The organism is Paenibacillus sp. P3E (genome assembly GCF_001909045.1).
GTDB lineage: Bacteria > Bacillota > Bacilli > Paenibacillales > Paenibacillaceae > Paenibacillus_AQ > Paenibacillus_AQ helianthi.
The window spans coordinates 1-21,398 of record NZ_LVWH01000059.1 but is presented as its reverse complement, the minus strand read 5'-3'; the positions used below and the strand labels follow the sequence as shown (position 1 = coordinate 21,398).

The window sequence follows — 21,398 nt, the reverse complement described above, 5'->3', positions numbered from 1 at the left end:
AGCTTCATAGAATCAAATAGCAGAGAGTGAATTGTTGAATAGGATAATAGTATTATGGCCTATGATGCTGCAGGCGGTTTTTTTGAACTCGATATGGGACGGTTTGGGGAGCAGTTGGGTGAGGAACTCACTGAATCACTGGAGATTTTGCATCAAATCCACATGCCAGACATCGATCCAGAGAAGGTGCTGGTCTGTTATTATACGGTTGAAGGGGCAGCATATAGCTGGACTTGGAGGTGTGGTCGGAAGAGAGGATTTGATGCGGGATCATCGTTCTCCGCTTGTGGTTGAATCCGCGTTGACTTGATATTTCGCAGGGTGCTCTCCAGCACAAAAAGCCCACGCAGGACGCGGGCACTTCATGTTAACTATTCCCCGTAGCCACCGGATTCTCCTCATAACTAATCCAGTCGCTCCAGCTCCCCGCATATAGATTCAAATTCAAATACAATAATACCCAGTCATCGCGGTGCAAGCTTTCATCCGTCATATTTTCAGAATAGTCTCCGCTTGAGTTAATTTCTTCATTTCCACACTTGCCTACCATAGATCGCTAACTCACGAAATGTCACAACCTAAATAAATTTACTTCAAACGCTGGCTTTGAAATGCACCTATGCTCTGCGAAATGGAGGAATACTTTGGGGATTGTAGAACACATTTCTAGGGTCATATTTAGCTTTTACTCTTCGTAATCTAGGGAATTCGTTCCATAGTAAACCGGTCCGGCATTTTTAATCCCTTGGTCAGGAACGTTTATATAGGATCCCACAATGAAGGGTTGTAACTTCCGGCATGTATTGCGGACTACGGCGATATTTTTAGCGGCTTTGGATTTCTTGATCCATGAGCTATTCCACTCTAAATAAAATTTCGCTTTACGCCAGAAGAAGGCTGTTGATTTAGGTAATTTACGGTTTACAGATCCCCCCAAATTCAGGAAAAAGAATCCGGCGTCTTTACCCTCTACATTCTCCAAAAATTCACGCATTGACTTAATTGCCTTATCCGGGAAAGGATTTCTGGCAAACCCACTAGAGAACTGGTTGCTGGACCTTTGGGTCAGCACCGGATCGGGAGCTAATAAAAAGCTCACTACTTGGGGAGTCGGTGGAAAAAAGATGTACCTGTTGAAAGGGTCTGTTGATTATGGAAATGCTGTTGTAACAACACAAGAGGTTTACAGCACAATGATTGATGAGTATGCATTCAATTTCATTGTTACATACACAAATGATGAGTCAAAGGCTGAAACGGATTAGATTTTGGAATCTGTATCTTTTAAATAAGAGAGGATGAAAATCAGTAAAGAGTTAAAGTTATCACTTACATACTTAATAAACGTCCCGATGGGGCAAAGGCTCCGTCATCCACCCTTGAGAGATAGAACGAATGAATGTAAGGGCATAGACCCAGTGTGACATGGGAGGGTAAACCCCAAGGGCGAATGTGGAGATTCACTATGCGATCATAATCAACTATCTACAGTTTTGGAATGAAACGATGCTAAGCTCTATTCCCGCCTACGCTCTTACAGAAAATCGTGGTGCAGACTACGTTCTCTACTATTACCTCGCAAACTGTCAAGGTTGAAAAACTAAGGAAAAGCGGGTAAACAGGCGAAAACATCACTTTATAGTAGGAGAGATGTGTAGAGATGATGAGGGACTTTAATAAATGAAGCCTTCCCCCCGCGGCAATGGGGAGGAAGGCTTCTTTGTTGCGATGTCTGAACTTACATTAATTTAAACAATCCGTAAATGATAACTGCTGCTTGAGCGCGCGTTGCGTTGCTGGCAGGGGCAAATGTCCCGTCCACCATGCCGCTCACAATTCCGGCTTGTTGCAATGCTTTAATTGCTTGTGCTGCATAGACCGAAATGCTTGAATCATCGGCAAACTTGATTTCATTAACGGTATTTTGCAGCTTGATATTTGCCTTCGCTACGGCACGATACAGCATAGCGGCCATTTCCTGCCTGCTGATTGCATCGTTGATGCCGTAAGATCCGTCCGCTTTTCCGTTGACGATACCGAGCTGTTGAGCCGAAGCAATTGCTTGATAATTCCAGGTGCCTTCCTTCACATCTGTAAAGGTGCTGTTTGTCTTATCGCTGTTCAGATCAAGCACATTCATCAGCATTTGGATGAACTCGGCTCTGGTAACCTGATTGTTCGGCGCGAAAGCTCCAGTTTCAACTCCTGCAACAATACCTCGCGCTTCGAGAGCTTGGATGCTTTCCACCGCCCAAGGTACATTGTTCACGTCTTTGAATGCGGAAGCATTGGCCTTGGTGACGTATTTGCTGAAGTGCTTCGGAGTAAATTCGACTTTGCCCGTCGCTGTTTTGTACTTCCCATTTTTGACGATTTCCAGCTTGCCGTTATCATCGATGTTATAGACGACGACATTGTTTGGATTTTCACCCGGCTTCAGGGTGTAACCCATGCTGACTTTAACGTCATTTCCGGTGAATTTCGAAATTTTCGTGCCGTTGATGCTTAAGTTGAAATTGTAGACGGTATTTCCGCCTACTTGGCTCCTTGCTGCGTCGGACAGCGACGCCGGGTCTACGACGGCCACGGACAATTGAACGTTGCCGGTACCGCTCGCGTCGTTGTGCTTCAGCAATTTCGGATCGATTGTAACAGTTGCCAAACCAGTGTCGATGACGATCGATTGGATCTGATCCGAAAGTGCTTGAACTTGATCTGCCGGCAAGTTGACTTGAACTTCTTTAACGCCGGCAGCGGGTTGTACTTGAATCGTCACGGATTTGTCTGTTGATTGACTGACTCCTTGATGGAAATCACTCGAACTGATGGTTACGGAAGCTGTACCGTTGCTGTCCGGATGAGCCTTTGCAGTGATATGATTTTTATCAACTGTGATGTTAGATCCCTGCGTCGTAGTCGTGGTCGTGGTCGTAGGCATAGGTGTAGGCGTAGGCGTCGCAGCTTTGACTGTTACAACGCTTGTTGCTGTAAACCTGCTATCAACAGTCGTTGCGGTAATCGTTGCAGTTCCTGCTTTGACAGGAGTAACAACCCCATGGTTGTCCACAGTCGCAACGCTCGAGTCGCTGGAGCTCCACGTCACAGCTTTGTTCGAAGCGTTGTTCGGTAGAACTGTTGCCGTCAATGTTGCAGCGGTGCCCCCTGCTGTCAGCGATAAGGTCGATTGGTCAAGCGTAACCCCGGTTACCGATGTCGTAGTGGGAGTCGGTGCGGCCGCAAGTTCCAATGTGCCAATCTGGAATAGATCCTGATAAGAAGTCCCGCTAGCGTCGTTCCAAGCGTACGCGCCAATGCGCGCACCGTTCATCGCTTCGTTCACCTGAGTGTCAAAGCCGATCTGAGTGCCAATCGCGGGCGAAATTTGGATAAACGGAATCTTCATCTCGACGTTGTAGGAGTACGTATCCTCGTTGACCGTCGCAGAGGTCATCTTCGTTGCAATACCCTGATTATCCGTCATGCCTGCGTCTACCGACGCAAAGCCGTCATACCGAACGCGGTAATGTCCGGAAGCGTTCGAGTACATGGCGCTGGAGCCGTTCGTCAGGTCAACAACCACTTCGACTGAATCCTGTTCCCAAGGGTTTGCGTTCCCCTTGTCCAACGGTTCGGACGGATCTTTGGTCACCTGCGCGAGTACGTACAGGTTCGCGTTGTCCCACAACATGCGAGCGGTAGCGGCCGGCATGTGAGCATCCGCCTTCGTGTTACCTGCTTGCGTTACATTGATATTGATAGGCGTTGTCGAATTCCAAATGTCGTCTATTTTGCCGTCGATGTTGGGCGTTCCCTTCGCGGCTGTTGAGGTTTTGCCCCCAGCAGGCTTTGTCGGAGCGTGGTAATTCGCAAGGTAATTAGCCGGGTCAACCACAGCGTAAAACGCGTCTTTCGGGTACAGGTTGCCGTCGAACAGCAACGGGCTGCCTTCAGACAACCAGCTGTTGGTGTCTGTCAGCCCCCAGATGGAGATGCGCTGCACCGTGTCCTTGAAGTTGGGATCGGTATAAACCTGCATCAACCGCGCGTACTGTGCGGCTTGGGCTTTTACCTGCTCGGTTGTCTGCTGTTTGTTCGTTCCTGCGGAGATGTCCAGCTCGCTGATTGAAACTTTGACGCCGATATTCTTGAACATCTGTATCGTCTTTCTCTGATTGTTAGGGTTGGTGCCGAGGCCGTTATGCTCTTGCAAGCCGACGCCCTGTATGAGCTGCTTGCCAGGGTGATCCAAGGCCCAACGGTCATTAATGTCTTTCACCATGTCGCGAACTGCTGCGGCCTTATTCTGGTCATCCATGCTATAGTCGTTGTAGTACAACAGAACGTTGTAATTCGGCTCCGCCGCACGGGCGTACTTGAACGCCTGTTCGACGTAGTTCGCGTCCGTCGCCTTCAGCCACGGGGTGGATTTCAGGTAGCTGTGCCAGTCTGTCGGACTAAGAGAGCTGTCACGGACGGTGCCCCCCATCGCTTCGTTAACGACGTCCCACGAGATGATGTTCTGCGTGCTCGCGTTGAACTTGTCGTCAAAATGCGTTAGTACAGAGTTAATGTACGCGTTCATGTTCACATACGCCCCATCCGCGGTCAGACCTGGGTTGGATGGAGTCGAGTCGGAGCTGGAGATCTTATCGTTGTTCAGCCATGGAATCGATTGCCCTTCCCAGACGAGCGTATGCCCATGTATTTTTAGGCCATTGTCGATCGCGCTCTGAAGCTCTGTGTCCGCTTCGGTAAAGCTCAGATCCGCGATGTTATGCGTAGAGGCACTGGTGCCGATCAGCGAAGCTGGCTTCATCGCGTTCTCAGGCGTCACAACGCCGAACTGGGCTTTCAGGACTGGCATGATTGAGTCTTGCATGTAATATGGGCCGATGATATTGCCCATCAAATAATCCGGGTACGTATCCTTAATGCTTGGTAAGGTGAGTACATCCGGGTTAATCGTTGGTGTTGGTGCAGCACTAATATTATTTACAGTAGTTAATGTAGCCGCTCCACTTGATGTAAAGAGACCAACCGTTTGGTCGTCAAAGTTGGCTGTGTAAACAACAGTGCCACTCTCGTCTTTAATAACAAAGTTGTCGATGTAGTAAGTTATATTCTTGGCATCCGTATTTCCGCTATCACCTTTTTTAACATACTGGATATTGGAGCCACTTGTGTCTGTATAAGTATACGTCGCTGAGTAGGAATTCCAAGCTGGGCTTGCCGCGCTTAAAGCTCCTGAGTCTTTAATCCAGTTGTAACCGCTAGTTTGTAGAATAATGCCTGCCACATCTTGGTCAGGGGTGTATAAATCATATGAGAAGGTATAGGTTGTACCGGCAATGAGATTTAAGCCGCTTGCTCCTGTAGGTATTTGCACGCCATCCCACTGTTTCCCGCCTGTGGTTTGAACTTTTAAGACATAATTTCCGTTCGTACTTGCGGCACTTGCCTTTTGCGCGATCCCAAACTGCGGCAAAAACAATGCAACCGCAAGCACTAACATCAAAATCTGCTTAATCCGTTTGTTCATCGTGTTACTTCCCCTCCCAAAATAAATATTATATAGCCTCCCGGCATTCGCCGAGGCTTGCGGCACAAGGGTTTTCTTGTACCACCACCCTGTCGATAAATTTGGCAACCTAGTAAAAGCGTTTACATTTTTACTGAAATATGTCCTCCTTTCGAGAAATAACAACTCAATAATAATGCAAATGAAAGCGCTTTACAGTACATAAATTAAAGAAGGAACCACTAGATTTTATAGCTCAACTTTCGGTGCGACCAAGCTAGGTTGTGGAGTATAGCAGGTGGAAATCCTGTTTGGAAAGGCTAAAGACAAGCCACCAATAGCGAGTCTTGGACGGTTGGAAGCAATTTCAGACATTACGCGTAGACAGCCAGAAAGTAGGCCTGAAAGTGATTGAGCCTCGAAAAGAGTAAGCCGGAGAGGTCGACGTTTTCGAAAGTACGGAAGACAATATTTATCCATGCGTTAACGGCAAGCATGGATAAGCTCTCCAGGGGTCGTAGAGCCAGGCATGCTTTACAATGAATTCACAGCAACTTGGCAAACGACCGATCACAAAGAAGAATGTCAAATGGCGAACAGGGGTCGGATCACTGCGTACTACAAATGAAACCTAGTAATGTCCGCGAAGGAAAGGCAGTGACATATCATCGATTTTGTTACAGACACATTTTCTACACACAGGGGTAGGTTGAAAGTGCAAACAAAACTGGCAAGAATAGCAAAGATTGCAAAGCAAAATCCGAAAGAGCAATTCACATCGCTGAATCACCTCGTGAATGAGGAACTGCTGACACAATGCCACCTTGAACTAGGCGGTAGCAAAGCTACGGGTGTCGACCAAGTTACGAAGGCAGTATATGAGGAAAATCTGGAATCAAACATCAAAGACTTGGTAGAACGGCTAAAGAGGAAGAGCTACCGACCACAACCTGTAAGAAGGGCCTATATACCCAAGGACGAGAAGAACACAAGACCGCTCAGAATCCCTTCCTACGAGGACAAGATTGTGCAATTGGGGCTGAACAAGATCCTTCAAGCCATTTACGAGCAAGACTATCTGAACCTATCCTATGATTTTCGCCCAGGGAGAAACTGTCATGACGCACTGAAAGCATTAAATCGAAATATCGAATACTGAAGAACCAGCTACATCGTGGATGCCGACATTCGTAGTTTCTTTATGAAGGTCAATCACGAATGGCTCATGAAATTCCTTGGAGTAAGAATTACAGATCCAAATATCCAAAGGCTAATCAGACGTTTCTTGAAAGCCGGGATCATGGAACAAGGGAGATGGGAGCCGACGGAAGCCGGAACCCCTCAAGGTTCAATTGTGTCGCCGATATTGGCAAATCTCTATCTGCATAACGCCTTAGACTTATGGTTTGAGGTCGCAGTGAAGAAAGCATGTCGTGGCGAGGCCAGTATGATCAGATACGCCGATGATTACGTGTGTTGCTTTCAGTGCAAGGATGATGCAGAACGATTCTATGAGGCACTAATCAAACGGTTGGCCAAATTCGATCTGGAAATTGCAGAAGAGAAGACGAAAATTCTGGAGTTTGGACGATTTGCCGAAGAGAACCGGAAACGAAAAGGACAGGGAAAGCCCCAAACGTTTGATTTCCTAGGCTTTACTCATTATTGCAGCAGAAGCAGCAAGGGCAAGTTCAGAGTGAAGAGAAAAACGAGTGGGAAGAAGTTCAAATCGAAAGTGAAAGCATTCAAGAATTGGCTGAGAACGGATCGCCATCAAGACGTGAAAGAACTAATGAAGACGATACGAGCCAAACTAATTGGGCATTATCGCTACTCTGGAATAACGGACAACAGCAGAGCAATGGCCGTGTACAAATTCCAGATATCTAAAACGTTACTGAAATGGTTGAATCGCAGAAGCCAGAGAAGGAGCTTCACGGCAGATAAATATAACCTTTTCCTGCAGCGTAATCCTTTACCGGAACCGAAAATCTACGTGAATATATACGGATAATCCATGCAGTATTGCGAAGGATGATTTGAGGAGCCGTATGCCTTAATTGGGCACGTACAGATCTGAGAGGGGCGTGATTCGCGAGTTTCACGTCTACTCGACCAGAGACAAAATCTGCTTAAGAGCAGGTGCTGTTTAGACTAAAAGTAAATGGAATCGTAGTCTTGGCGAAAATAGAAAAACACCGCTTCGTCTGTTGGAGAGCAAGAAAGGTGAGGCGTTTCCCGGTAAGGATGCCGTGTACCGTTTCTTGAATCACAGCGGCTATGCCTGGCGTCGATTTCTGTTATCGCTGAGCGGCGAGACGATCTATCGCATGGAACCCCTCACCTCGGCGAACCGGAATACCGCGTTCATTTTTGACGATTCCATGTTTGAACGCAACCGGAGTAAAGCCGTCGAGATGCTGGCACACTTTAAAGATCATCAACGGGTTCCTTCTACAAAGGCTTCCGCATTTTGGCCACGGGGAGGTCGGACGGACAATCCTTTGTTCCTATGGACTTTGCCCTGCTCAGATCCGCAAAGTCCAGCATAAACGGCATGATGGAGGGCATCGACAAGCACAGTCATGGCTACAAACGTCCTCAGGAAGCGCTATGTTCGGCTCCGCGGGTGATCGCAGCCATGCTGGATCGAGCCATACAAGCGGGCATTTCGGCACCCTACGTACTCAAGGATAGTTGGTTTACGCATGCGCCGCTCATTCAAGAAGTAATCCGTCGCGGGTTGCATGTCGTTGGCATGGTCAAGAGCGATTAACAAGCGCTATCTCGTGACGGGGAAGCCCACGCCACTAATACGCCGGATTGTTGAACCCATTCGCACTCGTGGTACGGTTCACCTCGATTAATTCTAAACGATTGCTATGATGGCTGACTTCGTGTTGAATCCTTTCACATAAGTTTAATGCGTTGACTTCTAATGAAAACTTGTTGTCAGTTTGAACCATCCAATGGTATACCATCAATTAATATTTAAATAGACCAGAACTCTCCAACGAGAAATTCTGGCCTTCTATTAGACATTACTTGAGATACGAGTATGCGTTCGGTATGGTATGCCGCCAGTATGTACTTTCAGCAACCGCGTGTTGACTTCGTGTTGATTAGAAGTCATAAAAATACAGAGCAATGGAGGTCATCTCACCATGCTTTGTATTTGGACTTAGCTTACTGTTATACGTTTATCGGCTTTTCTTCGTCTCCGGTTGCTATGGGGTTGTACCCGTAGCTAAACCAGTCGCTCCAGCTCCCCGCATATAACCGTACGTTGTTGAACCCTGTCTTCATAAGTGCCATGTCCTGGATTCTATTCGGGGGGATCTGCTAGGACAAATCAACAGGCTGCCTATATGATCCATGTCCTGATGGGTGATAATAAGCCCAATAAACGATATAATCTCCGTAAAGCTCCATTCTGGATAGAAAAGGTGAATCACGATATGAATCCATTTACTAGAAAAGTCAAAGTGCCTTACATCAGATTCCGCAAAGCCAACACCCTCCGAAATGACTCGACCCAGCATGACTGGGAGCACTGGGCGGGCTACCGGGATCAGATTCAGCAAGTTCTGGAGCAAACGCTGGAACATAACCGCTGCGGGCGCGGGCATATTTTACTGCTTGGGGCCGGGAACGGAAACGATGTGCCCATTTCGTACATCGAGTCTATATTTGAGCGGATCACAATCGTCGATATTGATGAAAAAGCACTGGACCGCTTTCTGGCCAAGTCGGCGCACCCGGAAAAATACGAACGGGCAATTATTGATTTGACTGGAGTAGGAAAGGAAGTGTCATCGCCGGATGACTTGAAAGCAAAGGTTGACGAATTGCAGCCAAATGTGGATTTCTCGCCGTTGCACCCTCCTTTTGACGTGGTCATGAATTTATGCTTCACGACGCAGCTCATCTCCGCCTTTTTTTACCGGAAGAAAAACAAGGTTGCCCATACGCCAGAATTCAGCGCTCAGCTGGATCGGCTGCTAGAACGGATCCATATCAATATCTTTCAATCTTTGCGGGGCCTCCTGGCACCGGAAGGGGGGATTGTCCATTTAACCGATACTTTGCTGCTTCAGCACATCAAAACAACCGGCTATACCAGCCCGGCTGCTTTTAAGACTTTGGAGCTGACGGGAGGGAATCACCGGGAAAACTTGGACCTGATATACGGGCATCTGCCGGAGATGGCAAAACAAGGCTTGTGCCTGCCGGGGGCGTTTGTCCACGTTCATCCGCAAATTATGCGGTTGTATAAAGTTGAATTAAGTTTTTCGCTGCTGTGGGAGTTCGTCCATGACGAATATGAAGACAGGGATTACTTTGTGAGCGCGCATGTGCTGACCAAGCTGTAGCGGAAGGTAACCGACCCGGCCTTTAGCTGGGACTGACAAATGGGGGACGGATCCTGGGGGAAGCGGTCTTGGCACTCAGTGAAAATTGTGCTTGCGTTTATTTACAACTTGGATACAATTCGGCTTCAAGATGGATACAATCGGCTGTTAAGATAAGCTCGAACAAAGAAAACAAGACACGAAGGAGAGGAATCAAACATGCGTCACCCCCAATGGATCGCAGCTTCAATCGCCACAAGCATACTTTTCACTGGAATATCTGCTCAGCCGTCCTCGGCAGCCGGTAATACGGAAAGACAGGCAGCGTCTGTCGCTTCGAATTCCGCCGCAGCCTCCCAAAAGCTGAACTTCACGGTGAGCGATGTGCCTTATTCGTCCGCTGAGTACAAAAAGATCATTCAAGCCTTTGCTTCTTTCGACGGATTCGAAACCGCCTACGTGCCTACCCGGATGATCACAGGCGATTCCTTCTCAAAAGTAGGCGTTGCCGGTGACAGCGTTACCTTTTTCTTTAAATACATGAGAGTTTCCGTGTCCCCGCGCGATTATTCCCACAGCTATAAAGGCACCGTAGTCACATTGCCTGAATCCAATAATGTGAAGGGTAAATGGTACAAAGTAAACGGTACCGACATGCTGACGTTCCCTTTGAAGGACAGGTACGTTACCATCTTTGCTCCTTATCATTCGTTAAGCAAAACCAAGCTCGAGCATGTGGCCGTAGATGTCAGCAAATACGCGCCTTGAGTCTGTTCGGCCATTGTAACATGCACAAATAGCTGGAAAAGCACAGGGAATTCGTGTTTTTTGAAAACAAGTTGCACCGCCAGTGTAGCGGTAATCAGCACAAAAAGCCCGCGTCGGGCGAGAACCCGGCGCGGGCTTTTGCATGCTTATGCCATTGTTCATTCCTCTCCCGTAGCCACGGGATTCTGCTCATAGCTGATCCAGTCGCTCCAGCTGCCGGCATAAAGTTTCACGTTCTTGTAACCTGCCTTCTCCAGCGCCAGTACATTCGGGCAGGCGGTTACACCGGAGCCGCAATAGACGATGATCTCGCGGTGTTTGTCCAGTCCGGCAAAATGCTCCGTCAGCTGTTCGGAATTCTTAACGCTGCCATCTGCATTCTGCGTCTCTTTCCAGAAGAAATTAACCGCTCCCGGAATATGCCCGGCTGTCTTGTCCAGAGTCTCATTCATGCCTTGATAGCGGTCATTCGCACGGGAGTCGATTAGAATCGGGAGGGCAAGGGCAGAATCCGCAGCAGTAGACGAAGCGTGCAATGCAGCATCAATGGTCTGTTCAGATATCCGGCGCACCTCATCAACGCCAGCCAGCATCTGGACCTGGACCTTTGGCACAAAAGTACTTGGAACGCGCACCGGCTGATGATCCGTGACCGGGAACTTCTCGGCTTTCCAGGCACTGAATCCGCCTTCTAGTATATATACTTGTTCATGCCCTAGATAACGAAGCAGCCACCAGAGCCGCGCAGCGTTCATTCCGTTCTCATCATCGTAGGCAACAACACGTGAATCGTTGCCTATCCCGAGTTTGGCTAGTCGTGCGGCAAGCACCTCCGGGTCGGGTAGAGGGTGGCGCCCGCCGTGCTCCCCTATCGGACTGGACAGATCCAGTTCCATATCGAGATAAATGGCACCCGGAATATGTTCTTGCTCATAACACTCCCGACCAGCATCTGGTTTACCGAGCGTAAACCGGCAATCTACAATCGTCTGCTCTGGCTCATATAGCCTTGCCAGCAGCCATCGTTTGGAAACAGTTGCGTCCATAGGTATCCCATCCTTTGTGTATATCAATATGGAATTTATTATAGCGGAAAAATCAGAGGAGCCTCAAGATAAGCTCCAAATATTCTATTTCCGGTCCACAAACTGAGCTTCGACGGCAGCGGTTGCCAGCAGTAGTCCCATGATCAGTGAAGTAAGTATTTTTGGCGATTTGACATAATCAGACACTGATTTTACAATTGCCCTTGAACTGATCAATATTTTTCAACTGAAAATACGGCCCATAGATTTGTTCTACATCAGCCACATGTTCACCACCTTACATATAAGATCTGCTTATAGGAGATTCGTTACACAACAATTAAGAGAGGGGCATAAGCCTATGGAGAAAATGATAAGCCAGGCCTGGCCGGCTTGGAATGGAACGCTGAGGAAGCGGAGCGGCGGCTGGAATAATACAACCTATTTTGTGGAAAATAGTGCTCACCGCGCCGTACTCCGCATTTATGATACGCACAGGGATCGAGACAAAATAAAATTTGAGCATGCCGTGCTGCAAAAACTGGGAGGGCTTGATTTACCTTTCAAAGTACCGGTACCGATCTGCACCCCAGCTGGAGATACAGTAGTTCAGCTGAAGGATGCGGACGGCAAATTTGCCTGCTTGTTCAAATATATCGACGGAGATTCACTCGCGGAAGAGGAGAATGGATATTTCGAATCCTTCGGGCGGGCTGCGGGTTGGTTATCCACTGTGCTGTCTGACATCAATCCTGAGCTGGCTCCAGTGTACAAGCCTTATTATGAGCTGAGGCCGGCTTATCCACTATGCACCTCAGAAGTAATCCTTGAGCTCTGTCTGAAGCCGCCAGTACCGTTTGCAGATCTTGCTCCAGAGCTTAGCATGCTGTACGAAGCTTATGACAACATCGCGGTTTCGCTGACCGAGCTGCAAGAACTGCCGCATCAACTGGTGCATGGGGACCTGAATGCTTCCAATCTGCTGGTAGAAACAACAGATCACCGGCAAGTAGCTGCGCTGCTCGATTTTGAATTCTGCACCTTCGATGTCCGGGCGATGGAGCCGGCGGTTATTCTGTCCGGGCTGCTTGGGCATGCGGAGGTGAAGGCAGCAGTCCGGGATTTTTGCCGGGGCTTCAGCCGCCATATCCGTCTCTCTGAAGCAGAAATTAAGGCTATTCCAGTGCTGATGCTGCTTAGAAAAGTAGATGTTTTCCTTCATTTTGTCACCCGATATCTGGAAGGGACCGATGAGGCGCATGTGCTGCAGGAGCAGGTGAAACTTTTGTCAGAAGACATCTTTCAGTTATCGGCGGGGACTTCACTTATTCTAGAGATTCTAAAGGAAGAACAAGAGGGAGCTTGAAGCTGCTTTTTTTTACTTTGAAGAATCTGCTTATAGGTTTCAATTGCCAGTGCCCGTGAACTTTTTAGATCAACAATCGCTCCAGGGCGGGGGAGATGGATTTCTTGGTCCGACAAATCTGTCAGCTCCGGCAGCCAGGTGCGGATATAGCTTCCGCTTGGATCATGAGTCTGTGATTGGGTTACCGGATTCATAATTCTGAAGTACGGGGAGGCGTCAAATCCAAGAGATGAGCTCCACAGCCAGCCGCCCCGGTTCAGCACATTATCGTAATCGCTAAGCTTCAGCCGGAAGTACCGTTCTCCGTAAATAAACGGACAGCCCAGATTCTTGGTGAGGAACATCGCGGTAATCATCCGCAGGCGGTTCGGCATCCAGCCCGTTTCGTTCAACTGGTGCATAGCCGCATCAATGACTGGAATACCTGTGTTTCCCTGGGACCAGGCTTCAAAATGTCTGGTACCCAGACTAGTCAGATCAAAGACATTCTCATAGTTGAAAAAATCAGCATCCAGGCGGGCCTGAAGTAGGTAAAAATCCCGCCAGGCCAGCTGCCGCAGCCATTCTTCCGCTCCGCGTTCTTCCCCCGACAGCCTTGTATAGATCATCCGTACTGAAATCGCCCCTGTATTCAAATGCCGGCTGATTCGGCTCGTGCCATCCTCCGCATATTTATCGCGTCTCACCGTGTAATCCTGTAGATTCTCACTAAAGAAATGATCGAGTGTACGATACACGTCCAAGTCATTTATCCGTGAGGATAGCTGCCTGAGCAGGCGTTCAACCTCATCCGGAACCCTGAAGGTGGGTGCTACACTTTGCTCCAGGCTGGCCGTTTGCAGATCCTTTATGCCCGTGGAATAAGGAGGACGGAAACGTTCTGTAAGGAAGGTGCGCCAGCGGCGGTAAAAGGGTGTAAAGACCTTGTATGGCTCCGCCCGGCCGCTCCACTCCATGAATTCATCCAGGTCACAGAGCATGCTGCCGGAATACGTTTGAAAACGGATGCCAAGTGAGGATGCTGTAGCATTCAACTGCTTGTCCCTCTTTACGGCATACGGTGTGTAATCTGTATGAACTAATATTTGCTCAATGGGATGGGTCTGTACCAGCTTCTTAACGACTGTGTCAGGCTCTCCGTACAGAATATGCAGCTGTTTACCTGCCAGAATGTAGTCCTGGTGCAACCGTGCAACTTGCGTGAGAAAGTTAAAGCCGCTGTGTTCCAGATACCGCTCCTTACGCAGCAGGTAAGGGTCAAGGATCAGTACATGCAAGCTGGCTACACCAGCAGAATGGATGGCATCAAAGGCTGGTAGATCGATCGTCCGCAGATCTTTGCGGTGAATGAAGAGTATCATAAGTACGGGTTCCTTTCTGAACTTGACTGATCTTTTGATCATAGCGGGGCTGTACAGCTTCTGCAAGCCAAATACGTTATTACACGCAACCTACTGAAAGATATCAATTTCCTCCATCAGAAGTACAGCCAGACTCCTGATATTAAGACTGGAATAATTAGGCTTTACAAAACCAGGGAGTCGGTGTACTATTTAACTAACACACCGGTACAATAGAATATTCAACCGGAAACATTTGATTTTAAATCCAGGAGGGTGCCATGAGTCAGATTGCATATCATGTTGAATCATCAGGTTTTGGGAACGCGCCGATCGTATTGCAGATGAATGGGGTTAGTAAGATTATCAAAGGGCAAGCCATTGTGAATAAGCTGTCCTTTGATATCCGTAAGGGAGAAATTGTCGGGCTGCTCGGACCTAACGGAGCCGGGAAAACAACCACCATCCGTATGATGACCGGCCTAATCCGTATGTCGGAAGGAGATGTGCTGGTTGACGGACACAGTATCCGCAATGACTTCAACAAGGCCATCGCCCACATTGGCGCGATCATCGAGAACCCTGAGTTTTATCCCCATCTGACGGGTTATGACAACCTGAAGCAATATCAGCGGATGAGCGACGGCATCACGGATGCACGGATTGATGAAGTGGTACAGCTGGTCGGCCTGCAGGAGGCAATGGGTAAGAAGGTAAAAGCCTATTCCCTGGGGATGCGCCAACGGCTGGGGATCGCCCAAGCGCTGCTGCAAGCACCAAAGCTGCTCATCCTTGATGAGCCTACAAACGGGCTGGACCCTGCGGGAATTCGTGAAATGCGTGAATATATGCGCACTATCGCTGAGGTGGAAGGCATATCGATCCTGATTTCGAGTCATATGCTTGCGGAGATCGAACAGATCTGCCACCGTGCGGTTGTCATTCAGAATGGCCAACTGATCGCAGTAACTCCGCTGGGAGAAGAAGTAAAGGTTGGGGGCGAGATTCCCCTTGCTATCCGGGTAGATAAACTGGAAGCTGCGCTTACGGTTATCAGAGCACAGTCAGGAGTTCAGTTCATTCGGACGGATGAGGCGAATTCTGAAGTCCTGGTCAGTATGAAGGACAATGAAGTACCGGGGCTAGTAGCAGCTTTCAGCGAGGCGAGAGTAGGGGTCTACCGTATTACAGATAACAAACAGAGTCTTGAAGAAGAATTCCTCAAATGGACGGGAGGGAACCGCATTGCGTAAATTTAATAATCTGGTGCTGAACGAATGGCTCAAATTATCGAAGAAACGGACTTTCTTTGTAGCCTATGCTCTTTTAATCGTATTGCCGTTTTTGGTAGGGTACATTGTGCATTCCGTTGCGGCAGAGCTTTTTGCTTCCGGGCCTGCGTTTGCGGCGGAAATGATGATGCCGACGGCTATTGGCCAAGTGGTGAGTATTCTGGTCATTATCGGGACAGCGGGTATTGTCACCAAGGAATACAGCCAGGGAACGATCAAATTCCTGCTGATCCGTGCGCGTAGCCGTACCGCCATCCTGGCCTCCAAATATATGACCGTCCTGCTGTACGCACTCAGCCTGACTGTAGTCACTACTGTAGCAGTGTATGCTTCTGGCAGTGTGTGGTTTGGAATGGATGGAGATCGCCTGGGCATTGGTGACGTTCTCACTTCCGTGCTCTACAACAGCGTGTATCTAGTGATGTACACTGCGCTGGCTTTTATGATTGGAATATTGACTACCTCTACTGGCGTAACCATAGGAAGCACGATGTTTGCTATTACAATTAGTAATATGGTCATTTTCCGCGATTTCTACAAATACGTATTATTTCCCAACATGAATCTGGCTGCTTATGAAGGAGGAGGAGCACCGATTCCAGGAATGACGCTGCATTTCTCCATTCTGGTGCTGTCCGTATACTTCGTGCTGTTTCTTCTGGCGGGATTTATGGTGTTCAGACGAAGGGACGTTGCTTGATGACCATAGAATTTGACAACAATCAGCCGATTTATCTCCAGATCATGAATTATATGAAAGGGGAGATCGTTACTGGAAAGCTGAGACCGGGCGACAAAATCCCCTCCGTACGTGAATTGGCCGCTGAACTACAGATTAATCCGAATACGGTGCAAAGAACCTTTCAGGAACTGGAGCGTGAAGAAATCGTGGAAACCCGGCGTGGGATGGGCAGATATGTGACCGGCAATGAACAGACTATTCTTACTATAAAAAAAGAGATGGCACAGGATGTGCTGGAACGATTTTTCCGCGGCATGCAGGAGCTGGGTTTTCAGAGTGAGGAGATCCTGACGGCTGTAGCAGAAAATATTGCTTCTAGGACTAAATCATAGGGGGATTGTTTCAGTGGACAGGATACTTCAAGTTGAAAATGTGACCAAAAAATACGGTTCCAAGCATGCCCTGAACGGAGTCTCCTTGGAACTCGGCGCCGGTAAAATCGTCGGCCTGCTCGGCAGCAATGGTAGTGGAAAAACTACACTGATGAAGCTGATTGCCGGGCTTGCCCAGCCGACTTCGGGGAAGATTTCTGTGTTGGGTGTTCCGGTGGGGGAAGCGAGTAAATCGCTGGTGTCTTTCATGCCAGACTGTCCCTTAACAGAATCATGGATGAAGGTGGGAGATGCACTTAAGTTTCAGCAGGACTTCTATCCAGACTTTGATCTAGGCAAAGCAAAGAACATGCTGGAATTCATGAAATTAAGGGAAAGTGACAAGGTCAGTATCTTGTCCAAGGGAATGAGTGAACGCCTGCAGCTGACCATGGTGCTCTCGCGCAGAGCCAGCTTATATATTCTGGATGAGCCTATCGGCGGAGTTGACCCTGTGGCGCGGACAAAAATACTTAATGCGCTAATGGAGTTCTACGAGGAAGACAGTACGATCCTGCTATCCACGCATCTTGTGACCGACATTGAGCGAATATTTGATGAAGTAATTTTTATCAAAGAGGGTGAGCTTGTCCTGCATAGCGAAGTAGAGGATCTCAGGCTCCAGCGGGGGAAAAGTATCGATGAGCTGTTCAGAGAGGTGTATGCAGAATGTTGAAGCTGATGAAATATGACTTGAAACGCAGACAGGAGCGGATCCTCGCTTTCTTCGTCATTATGCTGCTTGTCCAGGCTGGAATATGGATTTCGAACAGCTCTATGGGGGTTGATCTGCTCTCCTATAATATGATGGCATATGGCGTTTTTGGTTGTACCCTGCTGCTCTTTGCCTTTTTCAACTATATCCGTTACTTAAAGTCATATGCCAGAAGGCTTGTGCCGGTAGGTACTTTACAGAATGTTCTCTCACCGCTTTTGCTCAATTGGATTCTTCTGCTGCTGGTGACGGGTCTTGCCGCGATCCATCTAGGTCTATATATTCTGGTTTACTCCTCTGATTTTCTACCGGTGAATTTCTGGCGGGTGGCATCATGGTGCATATTCAATCTCCTATGGACCGCCGGATTTGAACTGATCCTCTTAATGTTTGCCGTCACCATAGCTAAAAGCCTTCGGGTAAAGGGGACCATCTGGATTGCTATCGCTGTTTTTGCAGTGATCGAGAACGGAATAAGCTTTATTGAGAATCAGTTTTGGGGAAGCTACATTAGTGCACTGAATAACGCATTCCAGTTTAAGGTTTATGAGGCCTCTGCAATACGTACCGGACTGAAACTATCCGATATCGGAACTAACTTCTGGGCTCTGATCTTTGAGGCTGCTGTTGGAGCCATACTTATTTATGTAATGAAGCTATTGATCCAGAAAAGGATTGAAGATTAAATTTCATAGTTCCGGGAATGTTCAAATGGAATGCAAAGGAGCGAAAGTATGGCCATGGGCTGTGCTTTCGCTTTTGCGTATGTATACTTCAGCTACCTCAGTTCCAGAGAACCGACACCGCGCATTTCTTAAAAAGACGTCCTCCTTAAGGAGGGCATCTAAGATGATGAGCCTGCTATAATCCTTGTGCTCTGCGGGTATTGGTCCAGATCTCCAATTCACGCAGCAACTGCTCTTCTTCGTCTTCCTGTAAATCGAGACGGATTCCGTACTGGAACTGGCCCAGTCCAAACATCCATCCCCAACGCACGCTTCCTTCGAATTGCAGCTTGTCTTCCGCGAGCTGAAAGTGAATGATCAGCTTGGTATCACCAGAAGTAAAGCGGAGATTGAGCGGGGTGCGCACCTTGCAGCCTGAACGGCTAAGGTCAAGCAGCACTCCTTCTGTTAATTTTCCGGCACCTGGACCTGAATTGCTCGCGGGAAGTTCCAGCCAGCATTCTATGGGCTGGTTCATCACGTATCGGAACGGTTCTTTTCTGCTGGAGTCGTCCATTTCTACCTCCGCTGTTTTTTTTGCTATTATATCGAACTGCAATGATCAGGGCAATCTACTAAAGTGCTATTTTTAAAAGAAAAGATTTAAATTTTCTGAATACCAACAGAAATACCCTCAGCCTCAGTTAAAAGAGGGAGGGTATTTGGAAATAAAAGGGGTGCTATGTTAGGGCTGTTTAGTCGATTACAGATTGTAGAGGGAAGACATGCAGTCAACGAACATCTTGTTGTATTCAGACCGTGACAGGTCCCGTGATGAAGCGATGTCTCTGCCCAGGAATTCAAACCAGGTAATTTCAGTGCTATCCTTTTTATAGAAGAATCTTTCATGCTCCATAGAAAAAACAGCATTGTCATATGAAGGGACATGCTCATACTTGAGCTCGGTACCCAGCTTCTCGGAAATTAAAGTAGCCAGAAGGATAAGCATCTTGAACGGATCATCATACATTTCAAATTGTTCTGACATCAGTGTTCACTCCTTGGGATGGTTGATGAGCAGATTATACTACAGCCGCGTCGTGTAAGCATTACCGTTCAGGTAACATAGTATTATTTTGCTATAAGCAATCAGATAAATGAAGAATGAGAGTCATATACAAAATAAGTATTTAATAATCTTGTATCATTTTCAGAATGAATATGACCGATACATAATTATCGACTGTTTTCGACAAAATGAATTGTTGCCTTTTTTTACAGTAGCTGCAATCCAGGCACCTCAAGGAGAGAATAAAAATGTTTTTAAACCTGCGTACACTACTTTCCAGCGCTTTTGCCGTAATGATTATTCTATTAACCATGTTGTTAAGCTACGTCATAGGGAATCAGTCTACCCGGTCTGTCGAGCTTAGTATCGGAAGCTCCCTCGCTGCGGAGGCCTATCAGATGTCCGAGAAACTGGATCATTTCATGTGGTCGCGGACTGGAGAGGTAGAGGTGCTCAGCAAACTTAATGCTTTTCAGGTGCCCGTGGACAAAAAGGAAGCTGACGGCTTATTGAACCAATTAAAAAGTAGTCTGCCCGTGTTCACCTGGGTTGGATTCCTGGATTCGAAAGGGAATGTGCTCTCATCTACGGACAATATCCTGCTCAGTCAGAATATTAGCCAGCGTCCCGTGTTTCAGGAGGGTTCAAAGGGAACATACATCGGGGATGTGCACGATGCCGTTTTATTGTCGAAGCTATTGCCGAACCCAAGTGGTGAAGCCTTGCAGTTTGTAGACATAAGTGTGCCTGTTCATACCGGGGAAGGACTGATGACAGGTGTGCTGGCAGCACATTTAAGCTGGGAATGGTCCAGAGAAGTAGAGAAATCCATAGTCACTCCCCTCAAGGAGCGTTTAAAGGATGTAGAGGTTTTTGTAGTTAGTCAAAAAAATGACACCATCCTTCTGGGGCCCAAGGAGCTGGTTGGTAAGAAAATGACGGATGAAACACTGCAAAAAGCACGAACTGGGGCAAACTCCTGGACTGTAGAATCTTACGGCAGGGATAATGAATCGTATTTAACCGGTTATGCTTATGGTGACGGGTATCAGAACTATCCCGGATTGGGCTGGTCTGTAATTATCCGGCAGCCTGCAGATGTGGCGTTCGCCTCAGTACATCAACTAAAACGCAATATCGCGTACAGTGGATTGGTTGCGGCAGTTCTATTTGCTGTTATGGGCTGGTTCGTGGCAGGGTGGATCGTACGGCCGCTGAATAATATCACAAAGACAGCCGATTTGCTCAGTACTGGAGCCAAGGTGGAGATCCCTGCCTCAACCCGGTTCAAAGATGTGGCTGTCCTGTCGGAATCGTTGCGAAATTTAGTGAACCATTTGACCAAGACGGAGAACAAGCTGAGCTATATGTCAGATATGGCGCTTCATGACAATCTTACTGGTCTGCCGAATCGTACCGCGCTGGATGAGTTTCTGGCCCATGCCGTCAGTAAGGCCAAACAAAACCGGAGTACACTAAGCTTTTTATATCTGGATCTGGATGGCTTTAAAAAAGTGAATGATACCTTGGGACATGCTACAGGTGATGCGTTGCTGCAGGAGGTGGCATTCCGGCTGCTCGATTGTACGAGGGATAATGAAATTGTAGCCCGGTTGGGCGGTGATGAATTTGTAGTGATCCTTCATACTTCTGCAACAAAACCCATGCAAGAGGCTGAGATTGTGGCTTCACGGATTATCAGCAAGATAAATCTGCCTATCATCATTCAAGGGGAAAATATCCATGTAGGGTGTAGCGTGGGGGCTGCAGTATGGTCCCCGGATGGTGCGGACACCGTAGAAACGCTGCGTCTGGCCGATGAGGCCTTATATATCTCCAAACGCAGCGGAAAGAACCGGATTACTTTTGAGGCAGCCTGCTGATGATGACCCAAGCAACAATAGATCCTCTATTCATAGGTCAAAAGAACTATCGGATCGGGTGTGAAGGAAGGGTTAATTCTTCAAAGTCATATGCTTAAGCTGGAACTGGAGGATAAGTTAAGTTCAGCGTAATCTTTTACGCGGTTTGGACCACCACTTAATCCATAGAAATCCTTCGTCGTCTCGAAAAAATTTAACCCCAACCCAGCTTAGAGGTGTCCAAAATTCTTTGAAATAATATGAAGGCATAGGATAATAGACCCTCCTTAGTAGTTAATTATTACTATACTAC

At 47.7% G+C, this 21,398-nt stretch carries 18 protein-coding genes and 3 pseudogenes; 13 read left to right on the top strand and 8 right to left on the bottom strand.

Annotated features, from left to right (window positions below):
• Nucleotides 1-54: 54 nt before the first annotated feature.
• Entirely contained in the window at nucleotides 55-294 is a 240-nt protein-coding gene (locus tag A3842_RS07105) for a hypothetical protein (RefSeq protein ID WP_074100898.1), read from the top strand.
• Nucleotides 295-617: 323 nt separating this feature from the next.
• On the opposite strand, the pseudogene A3842_RS33580 reads toward A3842_RS07105, so the two are convergent.
• The 3 genes and pseudogenes from A3842_RS33580 to A3842_RS07090 all read right to left on the bottom strand — a co-directional run.
• Nucleotides 618-677 (bottom strand): annotated as a pseudogene (locus A3842_RS33580) (BBE domain-containing protein); the annotation flags it as partial.
• 8 nt (nucleotides 678-685) lie between these two features.
• Entirely contained in the window at nucleotides 686-1,099 is a 414-nt protein-coding gene (locus A3842_RS07095; RefSeq protein WP_305953378.1) for a hypothetical protein, read from the bottom strand.
• Nucleotides 1,100-1,738: 639 nt separating this feature from the next.
• Nucleotides 1,739-5,539, bottom strand: coding sequence for an endo-1,4-beta-xylanase (locus tag A3842_RS07090; protein WP_074100896.1), 3,801 nt, complete (start codon nucleotides 5,537-5,539; stop codon nucleotides 1,739-1,741).
• Nucleotides 5,540-6,233: 694 nt separating this feature from the next.
• Here A3842_RS07090 and A3842_RS33575 point away from each other — a divergent pair.
• From A3842_RS33575 to A3842_RS33870, 3 genes and pseudogenes are all read left to right on the top strand, one after another.
• Complete coding sequence (locus A3842_RS33575) at nucleotides 6,234-6,677, top strand: reverse transcriptase family protein (RefSeq protein WP_305953377.1); 444 nt, start codon at nucleotides 6,234-6,236, stop codon at nucleotides 6,675-6,677.
• A 15-nt stretch (nucleotides 6,678-6,692) separates the two neighbouring features.
• Nucleotides 6,693-7,532: a reverse transcriptase domain-containing protein gene (locus A3842_RS33570; protein WP_305953376.1), complete on the top strand. Its 840-nt coding sequence runs from the start codon at nucleotides 6,693-6,695 to the stop codon at nucleotides 7,530-7,532.
• Between the two features lie 184 nt (nucleotides 7,533-7,716).
• Nucleotides 7,717-8,319: pseudogene (locus A3842_RS33870) on the top strand (transposase); the annotation flags it as partial.
• 391 nt (nucleotides 8,320-8,710) lie between these two features.
• On the opposite strand, the pseudogene A3842_RS33230 reads toward A3842_RS33870, so the two are convergent.
• A pseudogene (locus tag A3842_RS33230) lies at nucleotides 8,711-8,833 on the bottom strand (sulfurtransferase); the annotation flags it as partial.
• Nucleotides 8,834-8,976: 143 nt separating this feature from the next.
• Between A3842_RS33230 and A3842_RS07075 the strand changes: the two are divergent.
• Both A3842_RS07075 and A3842_RS07070 read left to right on the top strand, forming a co-directional pair.
• Nucleotides 8,977-9,891, top strand: coding sequence for a hypothetical protein (locus A3842_RS07075; protein WP_143186186.1), 915 nt, complete (start codon nucleotides 8,977-8,979; stop codon nucleotides 9,889-9,891).
• Nucleotides 9,892-10,089: 198 nt separating this feature from the next.
• Nucleotides 10,090-10,638, top strand: a complete 549-nt coding sequence (locus A3842_RS07070) for a hypothetical protein (protein ID WP_074100894.1) — start codon at nucleotides 10,090-10,092, stop codon at nucleotides 10,636-10,638.
• A 158-nt stretch (nucleotides 10,639-10,796) separates the two neighbouring features.
• Here A3842_RS07070 and A3842_RS07065 read toward each other — a convergent pair whose 3' ends face one another.
• Nucleotides 10,797-11,684 (bottom strand): sulfurtransferase, encoded by an 888-nt coding sequence (locus tag A3842_RS07065; RefSeq protein ID WP_074100893.1) that lies wholly within the window; start codon nucleotides 11,682-11,684, stop codon nucleotides 10,797-10,799.
• Nucleotides 11,685-12,024: 340 nt separating this feature from the next.
• Here A3842_RS07065 and A3842_RS07060 point away from each other — a divergent pair, with 340 nt between their 5' ends.
• Nucleotides 12,025-13,029, top strand: a complete 1,005-nt coding sequence (locus A3842_RS07060) for a phosphotransferase (RefSeq protein WP_074100892.1) — start codon at nucleotides 12,025-12,027, stop codon at nucleotides 13,027-13,029.
• Here the strand turns inward: A3842_RS07060 and A3842_RS07055 are convergent.
• The gene (locus A3842_RS07055; RefSeq protein ID WP_256701559.1) at nucleotides 12,966-14,432 is read right to left on the bottom strand and encodes a cryptochrome/photolyase family protein; all 1,467 of its coding nucleotides are present in this window, start codon (nucleotides 14,430-14,432) and stop codon (nucleotides 12,966-12,968) included. The genes A3842_RS07060 and A3842_RS07055 overlap by 64 nt on opposite strands.
• 218 nt (nucleotides 14,433-14,650) lie before the next feature.
• Between A3842_RS07055 and A3842_RS07050 the strand changes: the two genes are divergently transcribed.
• The 5 genes from A3842_RS07050 to A3842_RS07030 are packed head-to-tail and all read left to right on the top strand — an operon-like array spanning nucleotide 14,651 to nucleotide 18,175.
• A complete protein-coding gene (locus tag A3842_RS07050) occupies nucleotides 14,651-15,622 on the top strand; it encodes an ABC transporter ATP-binding protein (protein WP_074100890.1) in 972 nt (323 codons plus the stop codon).
• Nucleotides 15,615-16,361, top strand: a complete 747-nt coding sequence (locus A3842_RS07045; protein ID WP_074100889.1) for an ABC transporter permease — start codon at nucleotides 15,615-15,617, stop codon at nucleotides 16,359-16,361. Before A3842_RS07050 ends, A3842_RS07045 begins: the two co-directional genes overlap by 8 nt.
• Nucleotides 16,361-16,735, top strand: a complete 375-nt coding sequence (locus A3842_RS07040; RefSeq protein WP_074083582.1) for a GntR family transcriptional regulator — start codon at nucleotides 16,361-16,363, stop codon at nucleotides 16,733-16,735. The genes A3842_RS07045 and A3842_RS07040 overlap by 1 nt, the downstream gene beginning before the upstream one ends.
• 13 nt (nucleotides 16,736-16,748) lie before the next feature.
• The gene (locus A3842_RS07035) at nucleotides 16,749-17,450 is read left to right on the top strand and encodes an ABC transporter ATP-binding protein (RefSeq protein ID WP_074100888.1); all 702 of its coding nucleotides are present in this window, start codon (nucleotides 16,749-16,751) and stop codon (nucleotides 17,448-17,450) included.
• Nucleotides 17,444-18,175, top strand: coding sequence for a hypothetical protein (locus A3842_RS07030; RefSeq protein WP_074100887.1), 732 nt, complete (start codon nucleotides 17,444-17,446; stop codon nucleotides 18,173-18,175). Before A3842_RS07035 ends, A3842_RS07030 begins: the two co-directional genes overlap by 7 nt.
• Before the next feature lie 175 nt (nucleotides 18,176-18,350).
• On the opposite strand, the gene A3842_RS07025 is transcribed toward A3842_RS07030, so the two are convergent.
• Nucleotides 18,351-18,731 carry a PilZ domain-containing protein gene (locus A3842_RS07025; RefSeq protein WP_074083579.1) on the bottom strand — a complete coding sequence of 127 codons (381 nt, stop codon included), beginning with the start codon at nucleotides 18,729-18,731 and terminating at the stop codon, nucleotides 18,351-18,353.
• A gap of 186 nt (nucleotides 18,732-18,917) precedes the next feature.
• Nucleotides 18,918-19,202: a hypothetical protein gene (locus A3842_RS07020; protein ID WP_074083578.1), complete on the bottom strand. Its 285-nt coding sequence runs from the start codon at nucleotides 19,200-19,202 to the stop codon at nucleotides 18,918-18,920.
• Nucleotides 19,203-19,471: 269 nt separating this feature from the next.
• Here A3842_RS07020 and A3842_RS07015 point away from each other — a divergent pair, with 269 nt between their 5' ends.
• A complete protein-coding gene (locus A3842_RS07015; RefSeq protein ID WP_074100886.1) occupies nucleotides 19,472-21,106 on the top strand; it encodes a diguanylate cyclase domain-containing protein in 1,635 nt (544 codons plus the stop codon).
• Nucleotides 21,107-21,398 lie beyond the last annotated feature (292 nt).

Coding starts and splice junctions, on each gene's coding strand:
- A3842_RS07070 (WP_074100894.1), top strand. CDS start 10,090: ATGCGTCACCCCCAATGGATCGCAGCTTCAATCGCCACAAGCATACTT.
- A3842_RS07015 (WP_074100886.1), top strand. CDS start 19,472: ATGTTTTTAAACCTGCGTACACTACTTTCCAGCGCTTTTGCCGTAATG.
- A3842_RS07105 (WP_074100898.1), top strand. CDS start 55: ATGGCCTATGATGCTGCAGGCGGTTTTTTTGAACTCGATATGGGACGG.
- A3842_RS07040 (WP_074083582.1), top strand. CDS start 16,361: ATGACCATAGAATTTGACAACAATCAGCCGATTTATCTCCAGATCATG.
- A3842_RS07060 (WP_074100892.1), top strand. CDS start 12,025: ATGGAGAAAATGATAAGCCAGGCCTGGCCGGCTTGGAATGGAACGCTG.
- A3842_RS07025 (WP_074083579.1), bottom strand. CDS start 18,731: ATGGACGACTCCAGCAGAAAAGAACCGTTCCGATACGTGATGAACCAG.
- A3842_RS07030 (WP_074100887.1), top strand. CDS start 17,444: ATGTTGAAGCTGATGAAATATGACTTGAAACGCAGACAGGAGCGGATC.
- A3842_RS07090 (WP_074100896.1), bottom strand. CDS start 5,539: ATGAACAAACGGATTAAGCAGATTTTGATGTTAGTGCTTGCGGTTGCA.
- A3842_RS07065 (WP_074100893.1), bottom strand. CDS start 11,684: ATGGACGCAACTGTTTCCAAACGATGGCTGCTGGCAAGGCTATATGAG.
- A3842_RS07075 (WP_143186186.1), top strand. CDS start 8,977: ATGAATCCATTTACTAGAAAAGTCAAAGTGCCTTACATCAGATTCCGC.
- A3842_RS07020 (WP_074083578.1), bottom strand. CDS start 19,202: ATGTCAGAACAATTTGAAATGTATGATGATCCGTTCAAGATGCTTATC.
- A3842_RS07050 (WP_074100890.1), top strand. CDS start 14,651: ATGAGTCAGATTGCATATCATGTTGAATCATCAGGTTTTGGGAACGCG.
- A3842_RS07055 (WP_256701559.1), bottom strand. CDS start 14,432: ATGATCAAAAGATCAGTCAAGTTCAGAAAGGAACCCGTACTTATGATA.